The sequence below is a fragment of the Amycolatopsis alkalitolerans genome, from assembly GCF_006152065.1.
GTDB classification, from domain to species: Bacteria; Actinomycetota; Actinomycetes; order Mycobacteriales; family Pseudonocardiaceae; genus Amycolatopsis_E; species Amycolatopsis_E alkalitolerans.
Genome location: NZ_VDFW01000029.1, coordinates 30690 through 49500, shown reverse-complemented (window position 1 = coordinate 49500; position 18811 = coordinate 30690). Strand labels below are relative to the sequence as shown.

General features: G+C 69.5%; 19 protein-coding genes, 1 tRNA gene and 1 pseudogene. 4 read left to right on the top strand and 17 right to left on the bottom strand.

Translation table 11 applies throughout. The features are described 5' to 3' along the window. The 15 genes from FG385_RS26430 to argS all read right to left on the bottom strand — a co-directional run bounded on the left by FG385_RS26430 (position 1) and on the right by argS (position 15062). Complete coding sequence (locus FG385_RS26430; RefSeq protein ID WP_139099497.1) at positions 1 to 258, bottom strand: F0F1 ATP synthase subunit C; 258 nt, start codon at positions 256 to 258, stop codon at positions 1 to 3. Positions 259 to 335: 77 nt separating this feature from the next. Continuing rightward, positions 336 to 1064: a F0F1 ATP synthase subunit A gene (atpB, locus tag FG385_RS26425; RefSeq protein WP_139099496.1), complete on the bottom strand. Its 729-nt coding sequence runs from the start codon at positions 1062 to 1064 to the stop codon at positions 336 to 338. Then, positions 1061 to 1399: an ATP synthase subunit I gene (locus tag FG385_RS26420; RefSeq protein ID WP_139099495.1), complete on the bottom strand. Its 339-nt coding sequence runs from the start codon at positions 1397 to 1399 to the stop codon at positions 1061 to 1063. The genes atpB and FG385_RS26420 overlap by 4 nt, the downstream gene beginning before the upstream one ends. 87 nt (positions 1400 to 1486) lie before the next feature. Then, positions 1487 to 1687 (bottom strand): AtpZ/AtpI family protein, encoded by a 201-nt coding sequence (locus FG385_RS26415; protein WP_139099494.1) that lies wholly within the window; start codon positions 1685 to 1687, stop codon positions 1487 to 1489. Positions 1688 to 2083: 396 nt separating this feature from the next. Next, positions 2084 to 3244 (bottom strand): glycosyltransferase family 4 protein, encoded by a 1161-nt coding sequence (locus tag FG385_RS26410; RefSeq protein WP_139099493.1) that lies wholly within the window; start codon positions 3242 to 3244, stop codon positions 2084 to 2086. After that, the gene (locus FG385_RS26405) at positions 3244 to 3894 is read right to left on the bottom strand and encodes an L-threonylcarbamoyladenylate synthase (RefSeq protein WP_139099492.1); all 651 of its coding nucleotides are present in this window, start codon (positions 3892 to 3894) and stop codon (positions 3244 to 3246) included. Before FG385_RS26405 ends, FG385_RS26410 begins: the two co-directional genes overlap by 1 nt. 123 nt (positions 3895 to 4017) lie before the next feature. After that, complete coding sequence (prmC, locus tag FG385_RS26400) at positions 4018 to 4881, bottom strand: peptide chain release factor N(5)-glutamine methyltransferase (RefSeq protein ID WP_139099491.1); 864 nt, start codon at positions 4879 to 4881, stop codon at positions 4018 to 4020. A 115-nt stretch (positions 4882 to 4996) separates the two neighbouring features. Continuing rightward, on the bottom strand, positions 4997 to 6061 hold the full coding sequence (prfA, locus tag FG385_RS26395) for a peptide chain release factor 1 (protein ID WP_139099490.1): 1065 nt from the start codon (positions 6059 to 6061) through the stop codon (positions 4997 to 4999). Positions 6062 to 6148: 87 nt separating this feature from the next. Then, on the bottom strand, positions 6149 to 6376 hold the full coding sequence (gene rpmE / locus FG385_RS26390; protein ID WP_139099489.1) for a 50S ribosomal protein L31: 228 nt from the start codon (positions 6374 to 6376) through the stop codon (positions 6149 to 6151). 130 nt (positions 6377 to 6506) lie between these two features. Further along, positions 6507 to 8363: a transcription termination factor Rho gene (gene rho, locus FG385_RS26385; protein WP_139099488.1), complete on the bottom strand. Its 1857-nt coding sequence runs from the start codon at positions 8361 to 8363 to the stop codon at positions 6507 to 6509. A 363-nt stretch (positions 8364 to 8726) separates the two neighbouring features. Further along, a complete protein-coding gene (thrB, locus tag FG385_RS26380) occupies positions 8727 to 9608 on the bottom strand; it encodes a homoserine kinase (protein WP_139099487.1) in 882 nt (293 codons plus the stop codon). After that, the gene (gene thrC / locus FG385_RS26375; RefSeq protein ID WP_139099486.1) at positions 9605 to 10663 is read right to left on the bottom strand and encodes a threonine synthase; all 1059 of its coding nucleotides are present in this window, start codon (positions 10661 to 10663) and stop codon (positions 9605 to 9607) included. Before thrC ends, thrB begins: the two co-directional genes overlap by 4 nt. After that, positions 10660 to 11967 (bottom strand): homoserine dehydrogenase, encoded by a 1308-nt coding sequence (locus FG385_RS26370; RefSeq protein ID WP_139099537.1) that lies wholly within the window; start codon positions 11965 to 11967, stop codon positions 10660 to 10662. The genes thrC and FG385_RS26370 overlap by 4 nt, the downstream gene beginning before the upstream one ends. 2 nt (positions 11968 to 11969) lie before the next feature. Beyond that, complete coding sequence (gene lysA / locus FG385_RS26365) at positions 11970 to 13403, bottom strand: diaminopimelate decarboxylase (RefSeq protein ID WP_139099485.1); 1434 nt, start codon at positions 13401 to 13403, stop codon at positions 11970 to 11972. A 3-nt stretch (positions 13404 to 13406) separates the two neighbouring features. Continuing rightward, a complete protein-coding gene (gene argS, locus FG385_RS26360) occupies positions 13407 to 15062 on the bottom strand; it encodes an arginine--tRNA ligase (protein WP_139099484.1) in 1656 nt (551 codons plus the stop codon). Positions 15063 to 15151: 89 nt separating this feature from the next. Between argS and FG385_RS26355 the strand changes: the two genes are divergently transcribed. Together FG385_RS26355 and FG385_RS26350 are read left to right on the top strand one after the other, a co-directional pair. Then, positions 15152 to 15958 carry a DUF3105 domain-containing protein gene (locus FG385_RS26355; RefSeq protein ID WP_139099483.1) on the top strand — a complete coding sequence of 269 codons (807 nt, stop codon included), beginning with the start codon at positions 15152 to 15154 and terminating at the stop codon, positions 15956 to 15958. Continuing rightward, entirely contained in the window at positions 15958 to 16626 is a 669-nt protein-coding gene (locus tag FG385_RS26350) for a DUF305 domain-containing protein (protein WP_139099482.1), read from the top strand. Before FG385_RS26355 ends, FG385_RS26350 begins: the two co-directional genes overlap by 1 nt. A gap of 1 nt (position 16627) precedes the next feature. Here FG385_RS26350 and FG385_RS26345 read toward each other — a convergent pair whose 3' ends face one another. Continuing rightward, positions 16628 to 17536 carry a cation diffusion facilitator family transporter gene (locus FG385_RS26345; protein WP_139099481.1) on the bottom strand — a complete coding sequence of 303 codons (909 nt, stop codon included), beginning with the start codon at positions 17534 to 17536 and terminating at the stop codon, positions 16628 to 16630. Between the two features lie 165 nt (positions 17537 to 17701). Between FG385_RS26345 and FG385_RS26340 the strand changes: the two genes are divergently transcribed. Beyond that, a tRNA-Arg gene (locus FG385_RS26340) sits at positions 17702 to 17774 on the top strand. 139 nt (positions 17775 to 17913) lie between these two features. Next, on the top strand, positions 17914 to 18309 hold the full coding sequence (locus FG385_RS26335) for a hypothetical protein (protein ID WP_139099480.1): 396 nt from the start codon (positions 17914 to 17916) through the stop codon (positions 18307 to 18309). Positions 18310 to 18363: 54 nt separating this feature from the next. Here FG385_RS26335 and FG385_RS35715 read toward each other — a convergent pair. Then, positions 18364 to 18783: pseudogene (locus tag FG385_RS35715) on the bottom strand (recombinase family protein); the annotation flags it as partial. Positions 18784 to 18811: the final 28 nt, after the last annotated feature.

The window sequence follows — 18811 nt, the reverse complement described above, 5'->3', positions numbered from 1 at the left end:
TCAGCCTTGGCCCAGCGAGAAGACGAACAGCGCCATGAAGGCCAGGTTGATGAAGTACGCCGCCTCGACCAGACCGACGGTGATGAAGAACGGCGTGAACAGCCGGCTCTGGGCCTCCGGCTGGCGCGCGATGCCCGCGATGAACTGGCTGCCCGCGAGGCCGTCACCGATACCGGCGCCGATCGCACCGCCACCCAGGATCAGGCCGCCGCCGACCATGGCCCCGGCCATCGTGATCGCGGTGTTGATGTCTGCCATGACTCTCCCTAACCGATATTCGTTGGAACGCTATGTGCATGCGCCGCTGCGCGGCGCTGGAGACAACTGGTCAAAGATCAATGTTCCTCATGCGTCTCCATCGCCTGGCCGAAGTACAGGACGGTGAGCAGCGCGAAGATGAACGCCTGGATGAACCCGACGAACAGGTCGAAGGATTTCCAGATCAGGTTCGGCGCCCAGAGGATGTACGCGGGGAACATCGCGATCAGCGAGACCAGGATGGTGCCGGCGAACACGTTGCCGAAAAGCCGGAGCGAGAGGGAGATCGGCTTCGCGATCTCCTCGATCACGTTGATCGGCGCGAGGAACGCGACATGTCCCTTCACCAGCTGCGCGGCGTGCTTGCCCGCGCCACGGCGCCGCATCCCGGCCGCGTGGTACCAGACGAACACGGTCAGGGCCAGTGCGAACGTGAAGTTGGTGTCCGAGGCGGGCGGCGGGATGAAATCGGCGCTGGTGGTCTGCGCGGGCAGGACGGAAAGCCAGTTGGAGACCAGGATGAACACGAACAGCGTGACGGCAAGCGGAACCACGAAGGGCGCGACCCGGACGCCGATGCTGCTCTCCACCTGACCCCGGATCCACGTGGTCACGCTCTCCCAGGCGAGCTGGATCCCGCTCGGCACGCCCGAGGTGACCTTGGCGCGCAGGACGAACGCGAGCACGATCACGATCGCCGCGGCGATCACGGTGGCCAGGATGGTGTCGCTGTTGAAGGTCATGCCGAACAACTCGAACGTCGAGTGGTGGCCGACCTCGACCTCAGCGGCGAGAACTTGGGTCATTGCTGGCGAAGCTCCTTCACTACCGTCCCAGCCGTGCTGGCGGTGATGATGAACTGGAACACGGCGAGGCCCGCGAACACACCGAAACCGTCAGGACGCACGAGCAGCGCGAGCCCGAATGCGATCACCGTGATGATGGCGAGCCGGCCGACCGCGTTGAAGGCCAGTGCCCGCTTGCTCGGGTTCTCCGTGATGGTCGCGCGGGAGACCGACCGCTGGACCAGCCGGGTGTTGAGCAGGCCCAGCGCAAGCCCGGCGCAGCCGAACACGCCCATCAGGATGTGTCCGAGAAGACCGGTCGCGAGCAGGCCGAGTGCGCCGATGGCCGCTGCCATCAGAAGGGGGCGGCGAAGGCTGACCATCTTCCCCGCGGGAATGGTTGACACTGCGTCGGTCGCTGACACGGCTGAACCCTCGATCTCTTACAGGAACTTCCGGAACTGGGTGTAGGCGAACACGATGGCTGTCACGATGCCGACCGCCAAGCCGGTGAAGACGAACGCGGGCGAAGTGTGCGCGCGCCCGTCGATGTACCAGCCGAGTACCGTGAACCCGACGACCATGACGACGATCGAGGACCCCAGACCGATGAGTTCAGCCGGACTCGGCTGCTTCCCTGCCATATGTGCCTACCGTGCTGTTCGTTACCGACCCGACGGCAGCCACGGCGGAAACGGGTTCCGGCGAGCAGTCGGCCGGACACCGACACCGGCGCCAGGAGGGGATCGAACGGCGATCCCGCGGCGACTACCAGCGCGCCCAACCTGGGGCTCCTTCCGGTTCTCCCGCCGGAACTCACTCCGGCGGGTGAATCGTCACGATCTGGACTTAACGTACCTGACATGTTTCGGGCAATAACAAGCGGGTGCCCACCGGAAGCGCGAACGACGATCGGTCACGATCGCCACGCTGCTGGTCGGAGACTCGCCTCGGAGCGGTGATACCCGCTCACGGAGTGGACGATACCAGCCACCGCAGACATGCCGTACAGGCGTACTCCTAAGCCTGTTTGAGGTACTTCAAAGGACACCATTGGGCGGCTTTCGCAGGCGCGGGATCAGCGAGACCACGGTCGCGAACAGCAGCCCGATGCCGCCGATCCACAATACCGCCGTGGTGTCGAACAACGTCAGCGAGACGGCGCCGAACCCGAGCAGCCCGGCCCACAGGTAGATGAGCAGCACGGCGCGGCGCTGCGAATGGCCGATCTCGAGCAGGCGGTGGTGCAGGTGCATCTTGTCCGCCGCGAACGGGCTTTCCCCGCGCCGCGTGCGCCGGATGACGGCCATCAGCAGGTCGAGCACGGGGAGGAAGAGCACGGCGATCATCACCAGCAGCGGGGAGAGCAGCGCGAGCGCGTCCGAACCGCCGAACCGGGTGTAGTTGATCTTGCCGGACGCCGAGGTGGTGGCACCGGCGAGCATCAGGCCGATCATCATCGAGCCGGAGTCGCCCATGAAGATCTTCGCGGGCTGGAAGTTGTGCGGCAGGAAACCGAGGCACGCGCCCGCGAGCGTCGCGGCGATCAGCGCCGGCGGGTACGTGCCGACGTCGCCCCCCGCGGAATCGAGCAGGCCGAGCGAGAACGCGCAGGTGGCCGTCGCGGCGATGAACCCGAGACCGGCGGCGAGCCCGTCGAGGCCGTCGACGAAGTTCATCGCGTTCACCAGCATGACCACCAGCCCGACCATGAGCAGGCTGCCCTGGTTGCTGTCGAGGGTGACCACCTGGCCCAGCGAGGCGCCGTTGCCGCCCCACGGCACCCAGAACACGTTCCACTGCACGCCGAAGATCACCAGGATGCCCGCGCTCAGCACCTGCCCGGCGAGTTTGGTCCAGGCGTCGATCTCGAACCGGTCGTCGATCGCGCCGATCAGCACGATCACGCCGCCGCCGATGAGCACGCCGACCGGGTCGAGCGAGTACTCGAAGGCACGGCGCAGCACGGGCAACTGGTGCGCCATCGCCATCCCGCCGGCCACGCCGAAGTACATCGCGAGACCGCCCATCCGCGGGATCGGGACGACGTGCACGTCGCGCGCGCGGGGGTTGGCGATGGCGCCGGCGCGGACCGCGAAGCGCCGGACGAGACCGGTGAGCAGGAAGGTCAGCGTCGCCGAGATGAGCCCGACGAGGATGTACTCCCGGATGGGGAGACCGGCTGTGGCGATCGGAGTCATCAGGACGGGACGGTCACCGGGAAACCGAGCACTTCGGACACGGCGCCGGCGCTGACCGCGCCTTCGCGCAGCAGGACGGGTTCGCTGCCGGTGAGGTCGACGATGCTGGAGGGGACCGGATCACCGCTCGGGCCGCCGTCGAGATACACCGCGACCGACTCGCCCAGCTGATCCTGCGCCTCCTGCGCGGTGGCCGCGGGCGGCTGCCCGGACACGTTCGCGCTCGACACGGCCATCGGGCCGACCTCGCGCAGCAGTTCGAGCGCGACCGGGTGCAGTGGCATGCGCAGCATCACGGTGCCGCGCGTGCTGCCGAGGTCCCACTGCAGGCTCGGCGCGTGCGGCAGCACGAGCGAGAGATCGCCCGGCCAGAAGGCCTCGACCAAAGCCCTTGCCTGAGGCGGCATTCCGAGCACCAGACCGTCCACTGTGGACCACGAGCCGACCAGCACGCCGACCGGCATGTCCGGCCCGCGGTGCTTGGCCAGCAACAGGGAACGCACCGCATCCGCGTCGAACGCGTCCGCGCCGATGCCGTACACCGTGTCGGTCGGCAGCACGACAAGGCGACCGGAACGCACCGCGCCCGCGGCCGCGGAGAGCCCGTCGGCCCGTGAACCGGGCTGGCTGCAGTCGTACACCGCACTCATGGGCTGAAGACTATTCCGCGGCGCGTAGCGTCTCCGTTGAGGGTGGTGGTGGGGAAGCGGCCGTGCCGTGAGGGGGTCCCTCACGGCACATAAGGGCATGAGGGGGCCCCTCACGGCATTCTCCTACGCCCGGCGGGCGGTGACGAAGCGTGGCCGGCCGGCCAGATCCCTGTGGTCCTGGACCTCGGTGAGCACCTTGCGCGAGGTGACGAGGGCCGGTGCGGCGGCGCCGTGGGAGTCGTCGTGCTCGATCGCCATGCCGCCGCCCGGTTTGAGCAGGCGGGCGGCGGTCGCGACGGCCTGGCGGATCACCGCGAGCCCCGCCTCGGGCGCGAACACCGCCTGCGCGGGGTCGTAGTCGATCACCTCGGGCGGCAGCTCGCCCCCGGGCGGCACGTACGGCGGGTTGCACAGCACGAGATCCACCAGGCCGTCCAGCTCGGCGAAGATCGTGCTGTCCCCCACGTCGCCGGAGTACAGGCGGATCGGGGTGTCACCCTCGGCGGCGCGCGCGTCGGCGTTGTGCCGGGCCCAGGCCAGCGCGTTCGGGTCCACGTCGACGGCGTAGACCACCGCGTCCCGCCGGGCGTGCGCGACGGCCAGCGCGAGCGCGCCAGAACCGGTGCACAGATCGACGACCACCGGGTACTCGCGGCCTTTCAGCAGCCGCAAGCCCCACTCGAGCAGCAGCTCGGTTTCGGGCCGGGGGATGAACACGCCGAGCCCCACGCCCACCGTGATGTCACCGAGCGCGGCCCAGCCGGTGAGGTGCTGCAGCGGCACGCGCTTGGCCCGCTGCGCCACGAGCTGGCCGAGCGCGTCGATGACCGGCGGATCCACCAGCGGGATCAGCGGCAACCGCCCGCGCTCGACCCCCAGCACATGGGCGGCGAGCAGCTCGGCGTCGGTCCTTGGCGACGCGACGCCGGCATCCTCCAGGATCCTGGTCGCCTCCAGGATCGCCAGGCGCAACGGTTGCCGCTTCACAGCTCTACTTTCCCACAGCCGCCGCTACGTCCCCGGCAAGGCCGCGCCGGACACCCCGGACCGAACCTCCGCGTGGAAGACAATTCTCTTTGTGAGGTCCGGGTTTCCGGGCATCTCAGGACCCCGCCGCGGCGAGCCGCTCTTCGCGGTCGGCGTTCGCCAGCGCGTCGAGCACCCCGTCCAGTTCACCGTCGAGGACCTGGTCGAGGTTGTACGCCTTGTAGTTCACGCGGTGGTCGGAGATCCGGTTTTCCGGGAAGTTGTACGTGCGAACCCGCTCGGAGCGGTCCACCGTGCGGACCTGCGAACGCCGCGCGTCGGCCGCCTTGCTCGCGGCCTCCTCCTCCGCGATCGCCTGCAGGCGGGCCTGCAGCACCTGGATCGCCCGCGCCCGGTTCTGGATCTGCGATTTCTCGTTCTGGCAGGACACCACGATGCCGGTCGGCAGGTGTGTCACGCGCACGGCCGAGTCGGTGGTGTTCACACTCTGCCCGCCCGGGCCCGAGGACCGGAACACGTCGATGCGCAGGTCGTTCGGGTCGATCTCGACCTCGACCTCTTCCGGCTCGGGGTAGATCAGCACCCCCGCCGCGGAGGTGTGGATGCGGCCCTGCGACTCGGTGGCCGGCACCCGCTGCACGCGGTGCACGCCGCCCTCGAACTTCAGCCGGGCCCAGACACCATCCGTTCCCTTGCCCTTCACAGAAACCGTGACGTCCTTGTAGCCGCCGAGATCCGACTCGACCGAGTCGAGCACTTCGGCCTTCCAGCCGTGCCGCTCTGCGTAGCGCAGGTACATCCGCAGCAGATCGCCCGCGAACAGAGCGGATTCCTCGCCACCCTCCCCCGACTTGATCTCCATCACGACGTCTGAGCCGTCGTACGGGTCGCGCGGCAGCAACAGTTCGGTGAGGCGGGCTTCCAGCGCGGGGATCCGCGCGGCGATCTCCTCGGCCTCGGCCGCGAAAGCCGCGTCTTCGTGCGCCAGTTCCTGGGCGGCGGCGAGATCATCGCGGGCCGTGTCCAGCTCGCCGATCGTCTTGATCACCGGGCTCAGCTCGGCGTACCGCCGGCCCAGCTTGCGCGCGCGGGCCTGGTCCGCGTGCACGGCCGGGTCCGCGAGCTGCTTTTCCAGCTCGGCGTACTCGTCGCGCAGCCCGCGCAGGGAGGACGAATCCACTTGCCTGACCTCTGTTTCGGCGAACAACCCTGGACACAGCAGCGGCGCCCGCCCCCGGGGTCCGGGTGGCGGGCGCCGTCGATCAAGCTACTTGGCGTCGGTCTTCTTCTGACGCTTGCCGTAGCGCGCCTCGAAGCGCGCGACCCGGCCACCGGTGTCCAGGATCTTCTGCTTGCCGGTGTAGAACGGGTGGCAGTTGGAGCAGATCTCAACCGTGATCTGGCCGGAGGTCTTGGTGCTCCGCGTCTGGAAGGTGTTGCCGCAGCCGCACGTCACCGTGGTCGGGACGTATTCGGGGTGGATACCGCTCTTCATGGGGTCCTCTCATCGTGGCCGCCGGGTCCCCGCGCGCGGGGTGAACCGGAGCCGGACTTCAGCGGATTGATTTTGCCAGACGGAACAACGCGTGCTGCCGCCGGGGTATTCCGGCGGCAGCACGCTCCCGTCAGTCTTCGTCCGCGCCCAACGCGGTCTTGGAGACCTGCATCAGGAACTCGATGTTGGTCTTGGTCTTGCGCAGGCGGGACAGCAGCAGGTCGATCGCCTGCTGCGAGTCCAGCGCGTGCAGGACCCGGTGCAGCTTGTGGTGCACCGCCAGCTCGTCCGGCGAGAGCAGCAGCTCTTCCTTACGGGTGCCGGACGGGTTGATGTCCACCGCCGGGAACACGCGCCGCTCGGCGATCTTGCGGTCGAGCTTGAGCTCGGCGTTGCCCGTACCCTTGAACTCCTCGAAGATCACCGTGTCACCGGTGGACCCGGTCTCCACCATCGCCGTGGCGAAGATGGTCAGCGAGCCGCCGTTCTCGATGTTGCGCGCCGCGCCGAGGAAACGCTTCGGCGGGAACAGCGCGGTCGAGTCGACACCACCGGAGAGGATCCGGCCGGACGCCGGGGCCGCCAGGTTGTACGCACGGCCGAGGCGGGTGATCGAGTCGAGCAGGACCACCACGTCCATGCCCATCTCCACGAGGCGCTTGGCCCGCTCGATGGACAGCTCCGCGACCGAGGTGTGGTCCGACGGCGGCCGGTCGAAGGTCGAGGCGATGACCTCGCCCTTCACCGAGCGCTGCATGTCGGTGACCTCTTCCGGACGCTCGTCGACGAGGACGACCATCAGGTGGCACTCGGGGTTGTTCGTGGTGATCGCGTTCGCGATGTCCTGCATGATCGTGGTCTTGCCGGCCTTCGGCGGCGACACGATCAGCGCGCGCTGGCCCTTGCCGACCGGCATCACCAGATCGATGACGCGGGTGGTCAGCTTGTGCGACTCGGTCTCCAGGCGGAGCCGCTCGTTGGGGTAGAGCGGGGTCAGCTTGGTGAACTCGGGCCGCTTCTTGGCCTGCTCCGGGTCGAGCCCGTTGATGGTGTCCACCCGCACCAGCGGGTTGAACTTCTGCCGCTGCTGCTCGCCCTCACGCGGCTGCTTGACGACACCGGTGATGGCGTCGCCGCGGCGCAGGTTGTACTTGCGCACCAGCGAAAGCGACACGTACACGTCGTTCGGCCCGGCCAGGTAGCCCGAGGTGCGGACGAACGCGTAGTTGTCGAGCACGTCGAGGATGCCGGCGACCGGCAGCAGGACGTCGTCCTCGCGGATCTCGGTGTCCGGGCCGCCGCCCTCCCCACGGCCGCCGCGACGGCGACGGTCGCGGAACCGGCGGCCGCGACGGCCGCCTTCCTCGTCGTCACCGCTGTCGCCCTGCGGGCCACGGTTGTTCTGCGGCTGGTTGTTGTTCTGCTGGCGGCGCTGGTTACCGCCCTGGTTGCCCTGGCCGCCGTCACGCTCACGCTGCGGCTGCTCGGTGCGCTGCTGGCCGGCCGCTTCGGGGCTGCCGGCCGGGCGGTTGGAACCGCGGCGACGGCGGTTGCCGCCCTCGCGGCGGGCACCGTCCTCACCTTGCTGCGGGGCCACTTCGCCGGCCGGCCGCTCGCTCGCCTTCTCCGCCTGCGGGGCCTTCTCCGGCCGCTCCGCGGGCTTGTCCTGCTTCTTCTCGGCAGGTGCGGTACTCGGCCGCTCCTCGGTGACGCCGTCGAAGGGGAGCGTCTCGGCCGCCGCAGCGCGCTTGCGGGGCACCTTGCCCTGGCGCTCGCGGATCGCGGCGATGAGGTCGCCCTTTCGCATACCCTTGGTGTCCCCGACACCCAACTCGGCCGCGAGCTCCCGCAGGTCGGCGATCACCATCCCGGACAGGCCGCCGGTCCGCCGCTTGGGCGCGGCACCGTTCGCCTGTTCCGCTGATCCCGACGCGGCTGGAGCGGCCTGAGTGTCCAGGTCACCGCTCAAAAGATCGGTGTTGCTCACACATGTCCTTCCTGACCGATCCACGCCTCCAGGTGGATCAGCGGACTACCGCCCGCATCTGATCGCGCAGCGGTTCGCTACTGCCCGTGCGTCTTCGCCGGATCGAGACCGGCAGGTCAGGAGTGGCGAAGGCCGCCACACGGGATATTCGTCACCGTTGCCACCGGTTACCCGCCTGAGGTCCATCCCTGCATCAGCTACGCGGAATCATCGGCTTCAACTGGAGATGCGATCCGGGAAGGATCCCCCGGGGCGTCACCGGGTGCGGACTGCGCACGGTGATCGAACGCCCCCGAGGGTAGACCGCACCGGGTCGGGGTGCAACAACCACCCCCGGCGTGCCGCGAAACCGGCGCTCGCCCGCTACCGGGCCGTGACCTGGACTCCAGCGGTTTCCACTGGTAGCTCGGTTACTACGAACCCTTCAACACCGACCTCTGCCGGAATTATTCCGTCTGTCGTCAATGCGATCACCGTGGGCCCGGCGCCCGAAACCGCGGCCGCGACGCCGGCGTTGCGCAGATCACGTACCAGCCGGGCCGTCGCCGGGTAGGCGGGCGCCCGGTAGTGCTGGTGGAGCCGGTCCGCGGTGGCGGCCAGCAGCACCGAAGGATCGCAGGTCAGCGCGTGCACGGCAAGGGCGGCCCGGCCGGCGGTGAACGCGGCGTCGGCATGCGGCACCTTGGCCGGCAGCAGGCCGCGCGTCGCGGCGGTGGCGGATTTGACGGCCGGGACGGCGAGCACGGGCCGGATGCCACGGTGCACGGTCACGCGGTCCGCGTGGAACCGGCCGTCCTCGCACCAGGCGATCACCAGGCCGCCGAGCAGGCTGGCGGCCGCGTTGTCGGCATGGCCTTCGAACTCGGCCGCGATCTGGACGGCTTCGGCGTCCAGCGGTTTCTCCGCGATGGCGTAGCCGGCCGCGACCCCGGACACGACCGCGGCGGCCGAGGAACCCAGGCCGCGCGCGTGCGGGATCTTGTTGAAACAGCGCAGATGCAGCCCGGGCGGCCGGACGTCGAGGCGCTCGCAGGTGCGCCGGATGGCCTGTACCACCAGGTGCGTCTCGTCGGTCGGAACGTCCTCGACGCCGCCCGCGCCCGCGTCGACCACCTCGACCTTCAGGCCGGCGTCGATGACCCGCACGTCGACCACGTCGTGCAGTCCCAGCGCGAGCCCGAGGGCGTCGAAGCCAGGCCCCAGATTCGCCGACGAGGCCGGCACGGTCACCGTGAACGAGTTCATGACAGGTCCAGCGCCGCCGCGACGGCCCGCGGGTCGACCGCCAGCGGCTCGACCTCGACATTGCCTTCCAGTGCCGTCGCCGGGTCCTTCAGCCCGTGACCGGTCACGGTGCAGACCACCGTCGACCCCTTGGGCAGGCGCCCGTCCTGCGCGGTCAGCAGCAGCCCGGCGACGCTGGTGGCCGAGGACGGCTCGACGAACACGCCCTCCTTGCGGGCCAGTAACCGGTACGCCGCAAGGATTTGCTCGTCGGTGACCTTCTCGAACAGACCACCCGACGCGTTGCGCGCGCCGACCGCGCCCTGCCACGAAGCGGGGCTCCCGATGCGGATCGCCGTCGCGATCGTGTCCGGTTCCTTGACCGGCTCGCCGAGTACGAGCGGCGCGGCGCCCGCGGCCTGGAAACCGAACATCCGCGGCGTGTTCTCGACCAGCCCGTCGGCCGCGTACCCGGTGTACCCGGCCCAGTAGGCCGTGATGTTGCCCGCGTTTCCGACCGGCAGGCAGTGCACGTCGGGCGCCTTGCCGAGCACGTCGCACACCTCGTAGGCCGCGGTCCGCTGCCCAACGAGGCGAACCGGGTTGACCGAGTTGACGAGCGTGACGGGATGATCGGCCGCGGTCTTGCGGGCGAGTTCCAGGCAGTCGTCGAAGTTGCCGTCGACCTGCAGGATCCGCGCGCCGTGCAGGACCGCCTGGGCGAGCTTGCCCATCGCGATCTTGCCCTGCGGTACGAGGACCGCGCAGGTGAGCCCGGCCCGCGCGGCATACGCGGCGGCCGAGGCGGAGGTGTTGCCCGTGGAGGCACAGATGACGGCCCGCAGACCGCTCGCGAGCGCGTGCGTGATCGCGACGGTCATCCCCCGGTCCTTGAACGAACCGGTCGGGTTGGCGCCCTCGACCTTGAGGTAGACCTCGGCGCCGGTGAGTTCGGACAGGTGCGGCGCCGGCATGAGCGGGGTGTTGCCCTCGCCGAGGGTGACCACCCTGGCCCCGGCGGGGATCGGCACCCGGTCGGCATACGCCTCGATGATCCCCGGCCAGCCCGCCTTCATGCGTCTTCGCCTTCCACCCGCATCACGCTGACCACTTCCCGCACCACGTCCATCTTCCCGATCTCCCTGACCGTCGCTTCCAGAGCGGCGTCCGGTGCGAGATGGGTCACGATGACCAGGCTCGCCGTGGACAGCCTGTCACGCTGCCGTACCGCCGCGATGCTCACGCCGTGGTCCGCGAAGACCTGCGCGACCTGCGCGAGCACACCCGGGCGGTCGGCCACGTCCAGGCTCACGTGGTACCGCGTCGGGGTCTGCCCCATCGGCCGCACGGGCAGGTTCGCGTGCGCGGACTCGCGCGGGCCACGGCCCCCGAGCACGCGATTGCGCGCCACCGCGACGAGATCTCCGAGCACGGCGCTGGCCGTCGGCGCGCCGCCGGCCCCCTGGCCGTAGAACATCAGCTCCCCCGCCGCATCGGCTTCGACGAACACCGCGTTGAAGGCGCCGCCGACACCCGCGAGCGGATGGCTTCGCGGGATCATCACCGGATGCACGCGCGCCGACACGGACTCGGTGCCGTCGTCGGCGGTGACGCGCTCGCAGATCGCGAGGAGCTTTACCGTGCGCCCCAAGGCTTTCGCGGCCGCGATGTCGGAGGAGGTGACGCCCGAGATGCCCTCGCGATGCACGTCCGACGCGGTCACGCGGCTGTGGAAGGCGAGCGAGGCGAGGATCGCGGCCTTCGATGCGGCGTCGTAACCGTCCACATCGGCCGTCGGGTCCGCCTCCGCATACCCGAGACGGCTCGCCTCGTCGAGCGTTTCGGCGTACCCGGCGCCGGTGGAGTCCATCGCGGACAGGATGAAGTTGGTGGTGCCGTTGACGATGCCCATCACCTTCGTGATGCGGTCACCGGCCAGCGACTCGCGCAGCGGGCGCAGCAGCGGGATGGCACCCGCGACCGCGGCCTCGAAGAACAGGTCCGCCCCGGCGGAGTCGGCGGCCTCGGACAGTTCCGCGGAGTACTCCGACAGCAGCGCCTTGTTCGCCGTGACGACCGACTTTCCCTTGCGCAGCGCGGTGAGCAGCCAGGTGCGGACCGGTTCGATCCCGCCGACCAGCTCGACGATCACGTCCACATCGGACTCGACCAGCGCCGCCGCGTCGGCGGTGAGCAGATGCTGCGGCAGCTCAGGGTGCTTGTCGGGGCGGCGGACCGCGATCCCCGCCAGCTCGACCGGGGCGCCGGCGCGGGCGGCGAGCTCGTCGGCCTGCTCGGTCAGCAACCTGGCGACCTCGCTGCCCACCGTGCCACAGCCGAGCAGCGCGACTCGGACTGCCTTGCCATCCGCAGTGGACAGTGTCACGACACCTCCAGGTTCAGCATGTCCTCGACGGTTTCCCGGCGCAGCAGCAACCGGTGCATGCCGTTGCGGACCGCCACGACCGCGGGCCGCGGGAGCCGGTTGTAGTTGCTGGCCATCGAATAGCAGTACGCGCCCGTCGCCGCGAGCGCGAGCAGATCACCGGGGGCGAGCGTGTCGGGCAGCCAGCAGTCGCGGACCACGATGTCGCCGGATTCGCAGTGCTTGCCCACCACTCGCGAGAGCGCGGCGTCGACCGCGCCGTCCCCGTCGTCGGCCGAGCGGGAGACCAGGCGGCAGTCGTACAGCGCGTCGTAGAGGGCCGTGCGGATGTTGTCGCTCATCCCGCCGTCGACGCTGACGTAGCGGCGGCTTTCGTTGTCCCCCAGGGAAACATCCTTGGTGGTGCCGACCTCGTACAGCGTGATCGTGCCGGGGCCGGCGATCGCGCGGCCCGGCTCGCCCGCGATCCGCGGCACCGGCAACCCCGCGAACTCGCACTCCTTGCGCACGATCTCGCGGATCTGCGTGACCATCTGCGCGGGCGGCGGCGGGTTGTCCTTGTCGGTGTACGCGATCCCGAAGCCACCGCCGAGATCCACAAGGGACAGTTGCTCGAGCAGCGCTTCGCCGTGCTCCTTGGCGAGTTCGGCGAGCAGCCCGACCACGCGGCGCGCGGCGACCTCGAACCCGTCGGCGTCGAAGATCTGCGAACCGATGTGGCTGTGCAGGCCGACGAGGTTGAGCGAGGACGCGTTGAGCACCCGGCGCACGGCCTCGGCGGCGTCGCCGGCGGCGAGGGAGAACCCGAACTTCTGGTCCTCGTGCGCGGTCGCGATGAACTCGTGGGTGTGCGCCTCGACGCCGACCGTGACCCGCACGAGCACGTCCTGCGTGATCTCGCGGCGGGCGGCGACGTCGGCCAGCCGGGCGATCTCGTAGTACGAGTCGAGCACCACCGTGCCGACCCCGGCGTCCACTGCGGACTCGAGTTCGGCGACCGACTTGTTGTTGCCGTGGAAGGTGATCCGCTCCGCCGGGAAACCCGCGCGCAGCGCGACGGCGAGCTCTCCCCCGCTCGCCACGTCCATGCTCAGCCCCTGCGCGGCGACCCACCGCGCGACTTCGGTGCACAGGAACGCCTTCGCCGCGTAGTGCACCAGCGCCGGGTCGTCGAACGCTTCGGCGTACTCGGCACAGCGCGATTTGAAGTCGGCTTCGTCCACGACGAACAGTGGCGTGCCATAGGTGGCCGCGAGCTCCCGGACGTCGACGCCCGCGATGCGCACGACCCCGTCGGGCGCGCGATAAGTGTTGCGGGGCCACACCTTCGGGTACAGCCTGTCGAGTTCCTGGGCCGTGGCGGGCGGGAAGCCGGACGTGTCGACGTGCGGGCGGACGTCGGCGTGACGTGGACCTGCGGGGTGAGCCATGACTTACATCCGTTCCGGGGCGGAGACACCGAGCAGCCGCAGCCCATTGGCGAAGACCTGCCGCGCCGCCTCGCACAGCGCGAGCCGCGCGAAGGTGAGTGCCGTCGCCTCCTCGTCTCCCTTCGGCAGCACGGGCGCGACGGCGTAGAACTTGTGGAACGCGCCGGCCAGGATCTCCAGATACCGGGCCACGCGGTGCGGCTCACGCAGCTCCGCGGCGCGGCGCACGATCGCCGGGAACTCGCCGATCGTGCGGATCAGCTCGCCTTCCTGGGCGAGCGTGAGCAGGCCCAGGTCCGCGTTCGGGTCCAGTTTCAGGCCCAGGTCGGCGGCGTTGCGCTGGAGCGAGGCCAGCCGGGCGTGCGCGTACTGCACGTAGTAGACCGGGTTCTCGTCGCTGCGCTTGCGCAGCAGGTCGAGGTCGACCTCCAGCACCGAGTCGACCGAGTACCGGGCCAGCTCGTAGCGCGCGGCGTCGACGCCGACCGCCTCGACCAGGTCCTCGAGCGTGATCACGGTGCCGGCGCGCTTGCTCATCTTGACCGGCTGGCCGTCCTTGACCAGGTTCACCAGCTGGCCGATGAGCACCTCGACCACGGCCGGATCGTGCCCCATCGCCGCGGCCGCCGCCTTGAGCCGGGCGATGTAGCCGTGGTGGTCGGCGCCCAGCATATAGACGCAGACGTCGAACCCGCGGCCGATCTTGTCCTTGAGGTAGGCCAGATCGCCCGCGATGTACGCGGGGGCGCCGTCGCTCTTGACGACCACGCGGTCCTTGTCGTCGCCGAACGCCGTCGAGCGCAGCCACCACGCGCCGTCCGCCTCGTACAGGCTGCCCGAGGCCTTGAGCTCCGACAGCGTGCGGTCGACCTCGCCCGAGTCGTGCAGGGAGCTCTCGGAGAAGAACACGTCGAAGTCGGTGCCGAACTCGTGCAGGCTGTGCCTCATCTCGTCGAGCATGAGTCCCATGCCGATGCGGCGGAACAGCTGGTGCCGCTCGCCTTCGGGCAGTGACAGCGCGCTCGGTTCGCGGCGGAGCACCTCGGCCGCGATGTCGGAGATGTACGCACCCGCGTAACCGTTCTCCGGGGTCGGCTCCCCCTTGGCCGAGGCGATCAGCGACTCGGCGAACCGGTCGACCTGCGCGCCCGCGTCGTTCACGTAGTACTCGCGGGTCACGTCCGCGCCCTGGGCGGCCAGGATCCGGCCCAGCGCGTCGCCGACCGCGGCCCAGCGAGTGCCGCCGAGATGGATCGGACCGGTCGGGTTGGCCGAGACGAACTCCAGGTTGATCTTGCGGCCCGCGTAGACATCGCCGGAGCCGTAGCGCTCACCGGCGGCCAGCACCTGGCGCACCTGCTCGCCCTGCGCGTCCGCGGCGAGGCGGAAGTTGAGGAAGCCGGGACCCGCGACCTCGGCCGTCGCGACGCCGCTGTCCTTCGCGACCTCGTCGGCCAGTGCCTGGGCGAACTCGCGCGGCGCCATGCCTGCCTTCTTCGCCACCTGGAGGGCCAGGTTGGTCGCGTAGTCGCCGTGCTCGGGGTTGCGGGGTCGCTCGATCGTTACCAGTTCGGGCAGGACAGCGTGATCGAGGCCACGCGCGGTCAGCACCTGCACGGCGGACGCGCGGACGAGTTCGGCAAGCACGGCGGGAGTCACTACGCGAGTGTATGTGGCGGTTGACAGCGCTCTGACATGCCGTCCCTACACTCACTCTGGACAATTCGAACCAACCGGATGCGGGAACCATGGCCAGCGGTACGAACAAGAAGGCCTCGTCGAAGAACGCCGTCAAAGCGGCGCGCGCGTCGGTCGTCACCAGGCGCGGTTTTCCGTGGGCGACGGTTATCGCGGTCGTCGCCGTCGTGGCGCTCGCCGCGGTGGTCGTCGCCTACTACCTCGTGCAGTCGGCGCCGAAGCGGGCGCTCGCCGACTGGGCGCCCACCGACGCCAACCACGACCCGTCGCTGGGGCTTGCCGGCATCGTGACGGGCAGCTACAAGGGCAGCGTGCACGTGCTGCCGACCGAGCGGGTCGCCTACGACCACAGCCCGCCGATCGGCGGTCCGCACGACGGCTACTGGGCGGCGTGCAACGGGATCGCGTACCCGAAGGCGGTCCGCTCGGAGAACATGGTCCACTCGCTCGAGCACGGGGCGGTGTGGATCGCCTACAACCCGGACCAGGTCACCGGTGACGCGCTGAACAAGCTCAAGACCAAGGTCGAGGGCAAGCCGTACACGATGTTGTCGCCGTACCCGGGCCTCGACAAGCCGGTCTCGCTGCAGTCCTGGGGCCATCAGCTGAAGGTGGACAGCGCCGACGACGAGCGGATCGACCAGTTCGTCACCGCGCTGCGCACGAACCAGAACACGACTCCCGAGGTCGGCGCCTCGTGTGACGCGCTCGGGCCCGGCGCGTTCGACCCGGACAACCCGCCGCCGTTCGATCCGGCCACGCCCGGGCCGGACGCGAAACCGATGGACTACCAGGGCTCGGACGGCGCGCAGACCGAAACCGGAGCCGGTATGCCCTCGACCACCGGAACCCCGTGATGACCGAGCCTTCGGCGCGGCCCACGCGCGTCCGCCCGCTCACCGTCGGCGCGGCTGTGGTCGCCGTGCTGCTGCTCGGCGCGGCGCTCGGGATGTTCCTGACGCAGCGCGCGCTGAACTCGGCCGAGCGAGCCGTCCCTGGCGACGGCTCGGTGGAGGTCGGCTTCGCGCAGGACATGTCGGTGCACCATCTGCAGGCCGTGACGATGGCGAACTGGGCGCGGGACCACAGCACCGACCAGCAGGTCCGGCAGCTGGCCTTCGACATCCAGAGCACGCAGCAGGAACAGGTGGGCCGGATGAAGGGCTGGCTAATGCTGTGGGGCCAGCCCGAGCAGACGCCCGGCGCGTACATGACATGGATGCGGGAGCCGGCCGGGCACGGTATGGCGGGGATGCAGGCGGCCGGTGACGCGCCGATGCCCGGGATGGCGACGAACGCGGAGCTGGCGAAGCTGCGTTCGCTCTCGGGTGCGGAGTTGGACGTGTACTTCCTGCAGCTGATGTTGCGGCACCACCAGGGCGGCGCGGGGATGGCGCAGTACGCGCACGATCACACGTCGGTGGCGGCGGTGAAGACGCTGACGCAGAGCATGCTCGACTCGCAGGGCGCGGAAATGGTGCTGATGAAGCAGATGCTCACGGCGCGCAACGCGCAGCCGCTGTAGCTCACCAGGAAAGCTCTTCGCACCGCTTGGCGGATTCGCACGGCTCGACCTGCAGGGTGGCGTGCTTGATGTGGTAGCCGTTCGCGAGCAGATTCTGGGCCTGGGCAAGGACTTGGGCGGGTTCGGCGTGCTGTTCGACGGCCAGGTGCGCCGAGGCGACCTCCATACCCGAGGTCAGGGTCCACACGTGCAGGTCGTGCACGTCGCGGACGCCGGCGAGCGCGGTGAGCCCGGCCGCGATACCTTCGACGTCGACCTCGGCGGGGGCGTGCTGGAAGAGGATCCGCAGTGCCCGGCGCGCGAGCACGGCCGTGCGCGGGAGCACGAAGAGGCCGATCGCGACACCGATGATCGGGTCGGCGTAACGCCAGCCGGTGGTGAGCGTGATCGCGCCGCTCACCAGGACGCCGACGGAACCGATGAGGTCGGCCAGGACCTCGAGGTACGCGCCGCGGACGTTGAGGCTCTCTTTGGCGCCGCGGCGCAGGAGCGCGAACGCGGCGATATTGGCGAGGAGCCCGGCCGAGGCCGTGAGGAGCACGGGCAGACCCGGCACCTCGGGCGGGTGCGCGACGCGCCCGATCGCCTCGACGAGCACGTACGCGGCGACGCCGAAGAGCAGGAGGGCATTGCCCAGCGCGGCGAGCACCTCGGCGCGGTAGAGGCCGAAGGTGCGCCGGTACGTCGGGCCGCTGCGCCGCGCGAGCATGACCGCCGTCAGCGCCATCGCGAGCCCGAACACGTCGGTGAGCATGTGGGCGGCGTCGGAGATGAGGGCGAGGGAGCCGGTCAGGACGCCGACCACGATCTCGAGCACAAGGAAGGCAGCGCCGATCGCCAGCGCCGCGACAAGGCGGGGCAGATGCCGGCCGGACGCGCTCGACACGCCGTGTCCGTGACCATGGTCCATGCGGTGGCCCTCCTTTCCCGGTGAAGTTATAGCGACATGCGCATATGTGCAATACAGGCTAGCCTAACTTCGCGTGGACGGTACCGCGTGGCGCCTTTTTCCGCATGGGGTGCCCACCAGGTGACCGGGAGCATGCGCTAGGCTCTTTACGTCGCGCAGCGATGCGCCCTCGTAGCTCAGGGGATAGAGCACTGCCCTCCGGAGGCAGGTGTCGCAGGTTCGAATCCTGCCGAGGGCACCGATCCAGGCAATGTGCGAACCTTTCGCTCCGTAGTCGTGCCTGGTGACGCGGCTGCGGAGCGTTGGGTTGGCACATTGGCGTCGCCGGGGATGATGAACGTGGGCGCAGCCGTTTCGCGGCTGGTGATGTCCACTCGGTGGACGAAGGTTTGTATGACGCGGCGGAGGGCTTCGTCGCTGCCAGCGTCGGCTGCGGCTTCGACGTCCGCGCGCAGGGTTTCCAGGGCGCTGGTGTCGGGCATTTCCGGCGCGGTGGCCTCGTCGATCAGCAGTCCGAGTTCGTCGCGGCGAGCGCGTTGTTCGGTGAGCTGGGTAGCAAGTTTCTTGACTCGAGGCGAGCAGGTTTCCTCGTCCATCGTGCCGTTCTCGAACGCGGTGAGGTAGCGGTCGATGGCGTCCTCGTTCTTGGCGATGTCGCGTTCGATGGCGGCGAGTTCGGCGGTGTAGGTCGCGCGTTGGTCGTCGACCTCGCTGGCGGTGTTGGCCAGGCTCTGCTCGATGAGGTCGCTGCGGGTCAGGGGGTCGAGCAGTGAGGTCAGTACGGCGTGTTCGAGTTGGTCGGCGGGTAGCCGGTCGGCGGAGCAGTGTTCGGTGCCGTAGCGGTGTCGGGTGAAGCAGGTGTAGTAGCGGTAGCGGTATTTGTTGCCGTTGGCAGCGGTGCCGAGGTAGCGCTTGCCGCAGTGGCTGCAGAACAGGCGCCCGGCCAGGTAGTAATCGGAGTTGGCGACGGCGCGGTGGGTAGTGGCTTCGCCGCGGGCGTCGAGGATGTCCTGGGCGTCGTTGAACAGCTCTTCGCCGATGATCGCCGGGTGGTGATCCTCGGCTTTGTACCAGCGGTCGCGGAACCAGATCTCGCCGAGGTAGGTGCGGTTGCGCAGCACGACGAGCACGGCGGCTTGGGACCAGGGGTTCCCGGCTTTGGTGCGGTAGCCGTCGGCGGTGAGGCGTTTGGCAATGGCGGCTGCACCGAGTTTGTCGCGGACATAGGTGGTGAAGATGCGTTCCACGACGGGCTTCTCGTCGTCGACGATGGTG

Coding starts and splice junctions, on each gene's coding strand:
- FG385_RS26430 (WP_139099497.1), bottom strand. CDS start 258: ATGGCAGACATCAACACCGCGATCACGATGGCCGGGGCCATGGTCGGC.
- atpB (WP_139099496.1), bottom strand. CDS start 1,064: ATGACCCAAGTTCTCGCCGCTGAGGTCGAGGTCGGCCACCACTCGACG.
- FG385_RS26420 (WP_139099495.1), bottom strand. CDS start 1,399: ATGGCAGCGGCCATCGGCGCACTCGGCCTGCTCGCGACCGGTCTTCTC.
- FG385_RS26415 (WP_139099494.1), bottom strand. CDS start 1,687: ATGGCAGGGAAGCAGCCGAGTCCGGCTGAACTCATCGGTCTGGGGTCC.
- FG385_RS26410 (WP_139099493.1), bottom strand. CDS start 3,244: ATGACTCCGATCGCCACAGCCGGTCTCCCCATCCGGGAGTACATCCTC.
- FG385_RS26405 (WP_139099492.1), bottom strand. CDS start 3,894: ATGAGTGCGGTGTACGACTGCAGCCAGCCCGGTTCACGGGCCGACGGG.
- rpmE (WP_139099489.1), bottom strand. CDS start 6,376: ATGAAGAGCGGTATCCACCCCGAATACGTCCCGACCACGGTGACGTGC.
- thrB (WP_139099487.1), bottom strand. CDS start 9,608: ATGAACTCGTTCACGGTGACCGTGCCGGCCTCGTCGGCGAATCTGGGG.
- thrC (WP_139099486.1), bottom strand. CDS start 10,663: ATGAAGGCGGGCTGGCCGGGGATCATCGAGGCGTATGCCGACCGGGTG.
- lysA (WP_139099485.1), bottom strand. CDS start 13,403: ATGGCTCACCCCGCAGGTCCACGTCACGCCGACGTCCGCCCGCACGTC.
- FG385_RS26355 (WP_139099483.1), top strand. CDS start 15,152: ATGGCCAGCGGTACGAACAAGAAGGCCTCGTCGAAGAACGCCGTCAAA.
- FG385_RS26350 (WP_139099482.1), top strand. CDS start 15,958: ATGACCGAGCCTTCGGCGCGGCCCACGCGCGTCCGCCCGCTCACCGTC.
- FG385_RS26345 (WP_139099481.1), bottom strand. CDS start 17,536: ATGGACCATGGTCACGGACACGGCGTGTCGAGCGCGTCCGGCCGGCAT.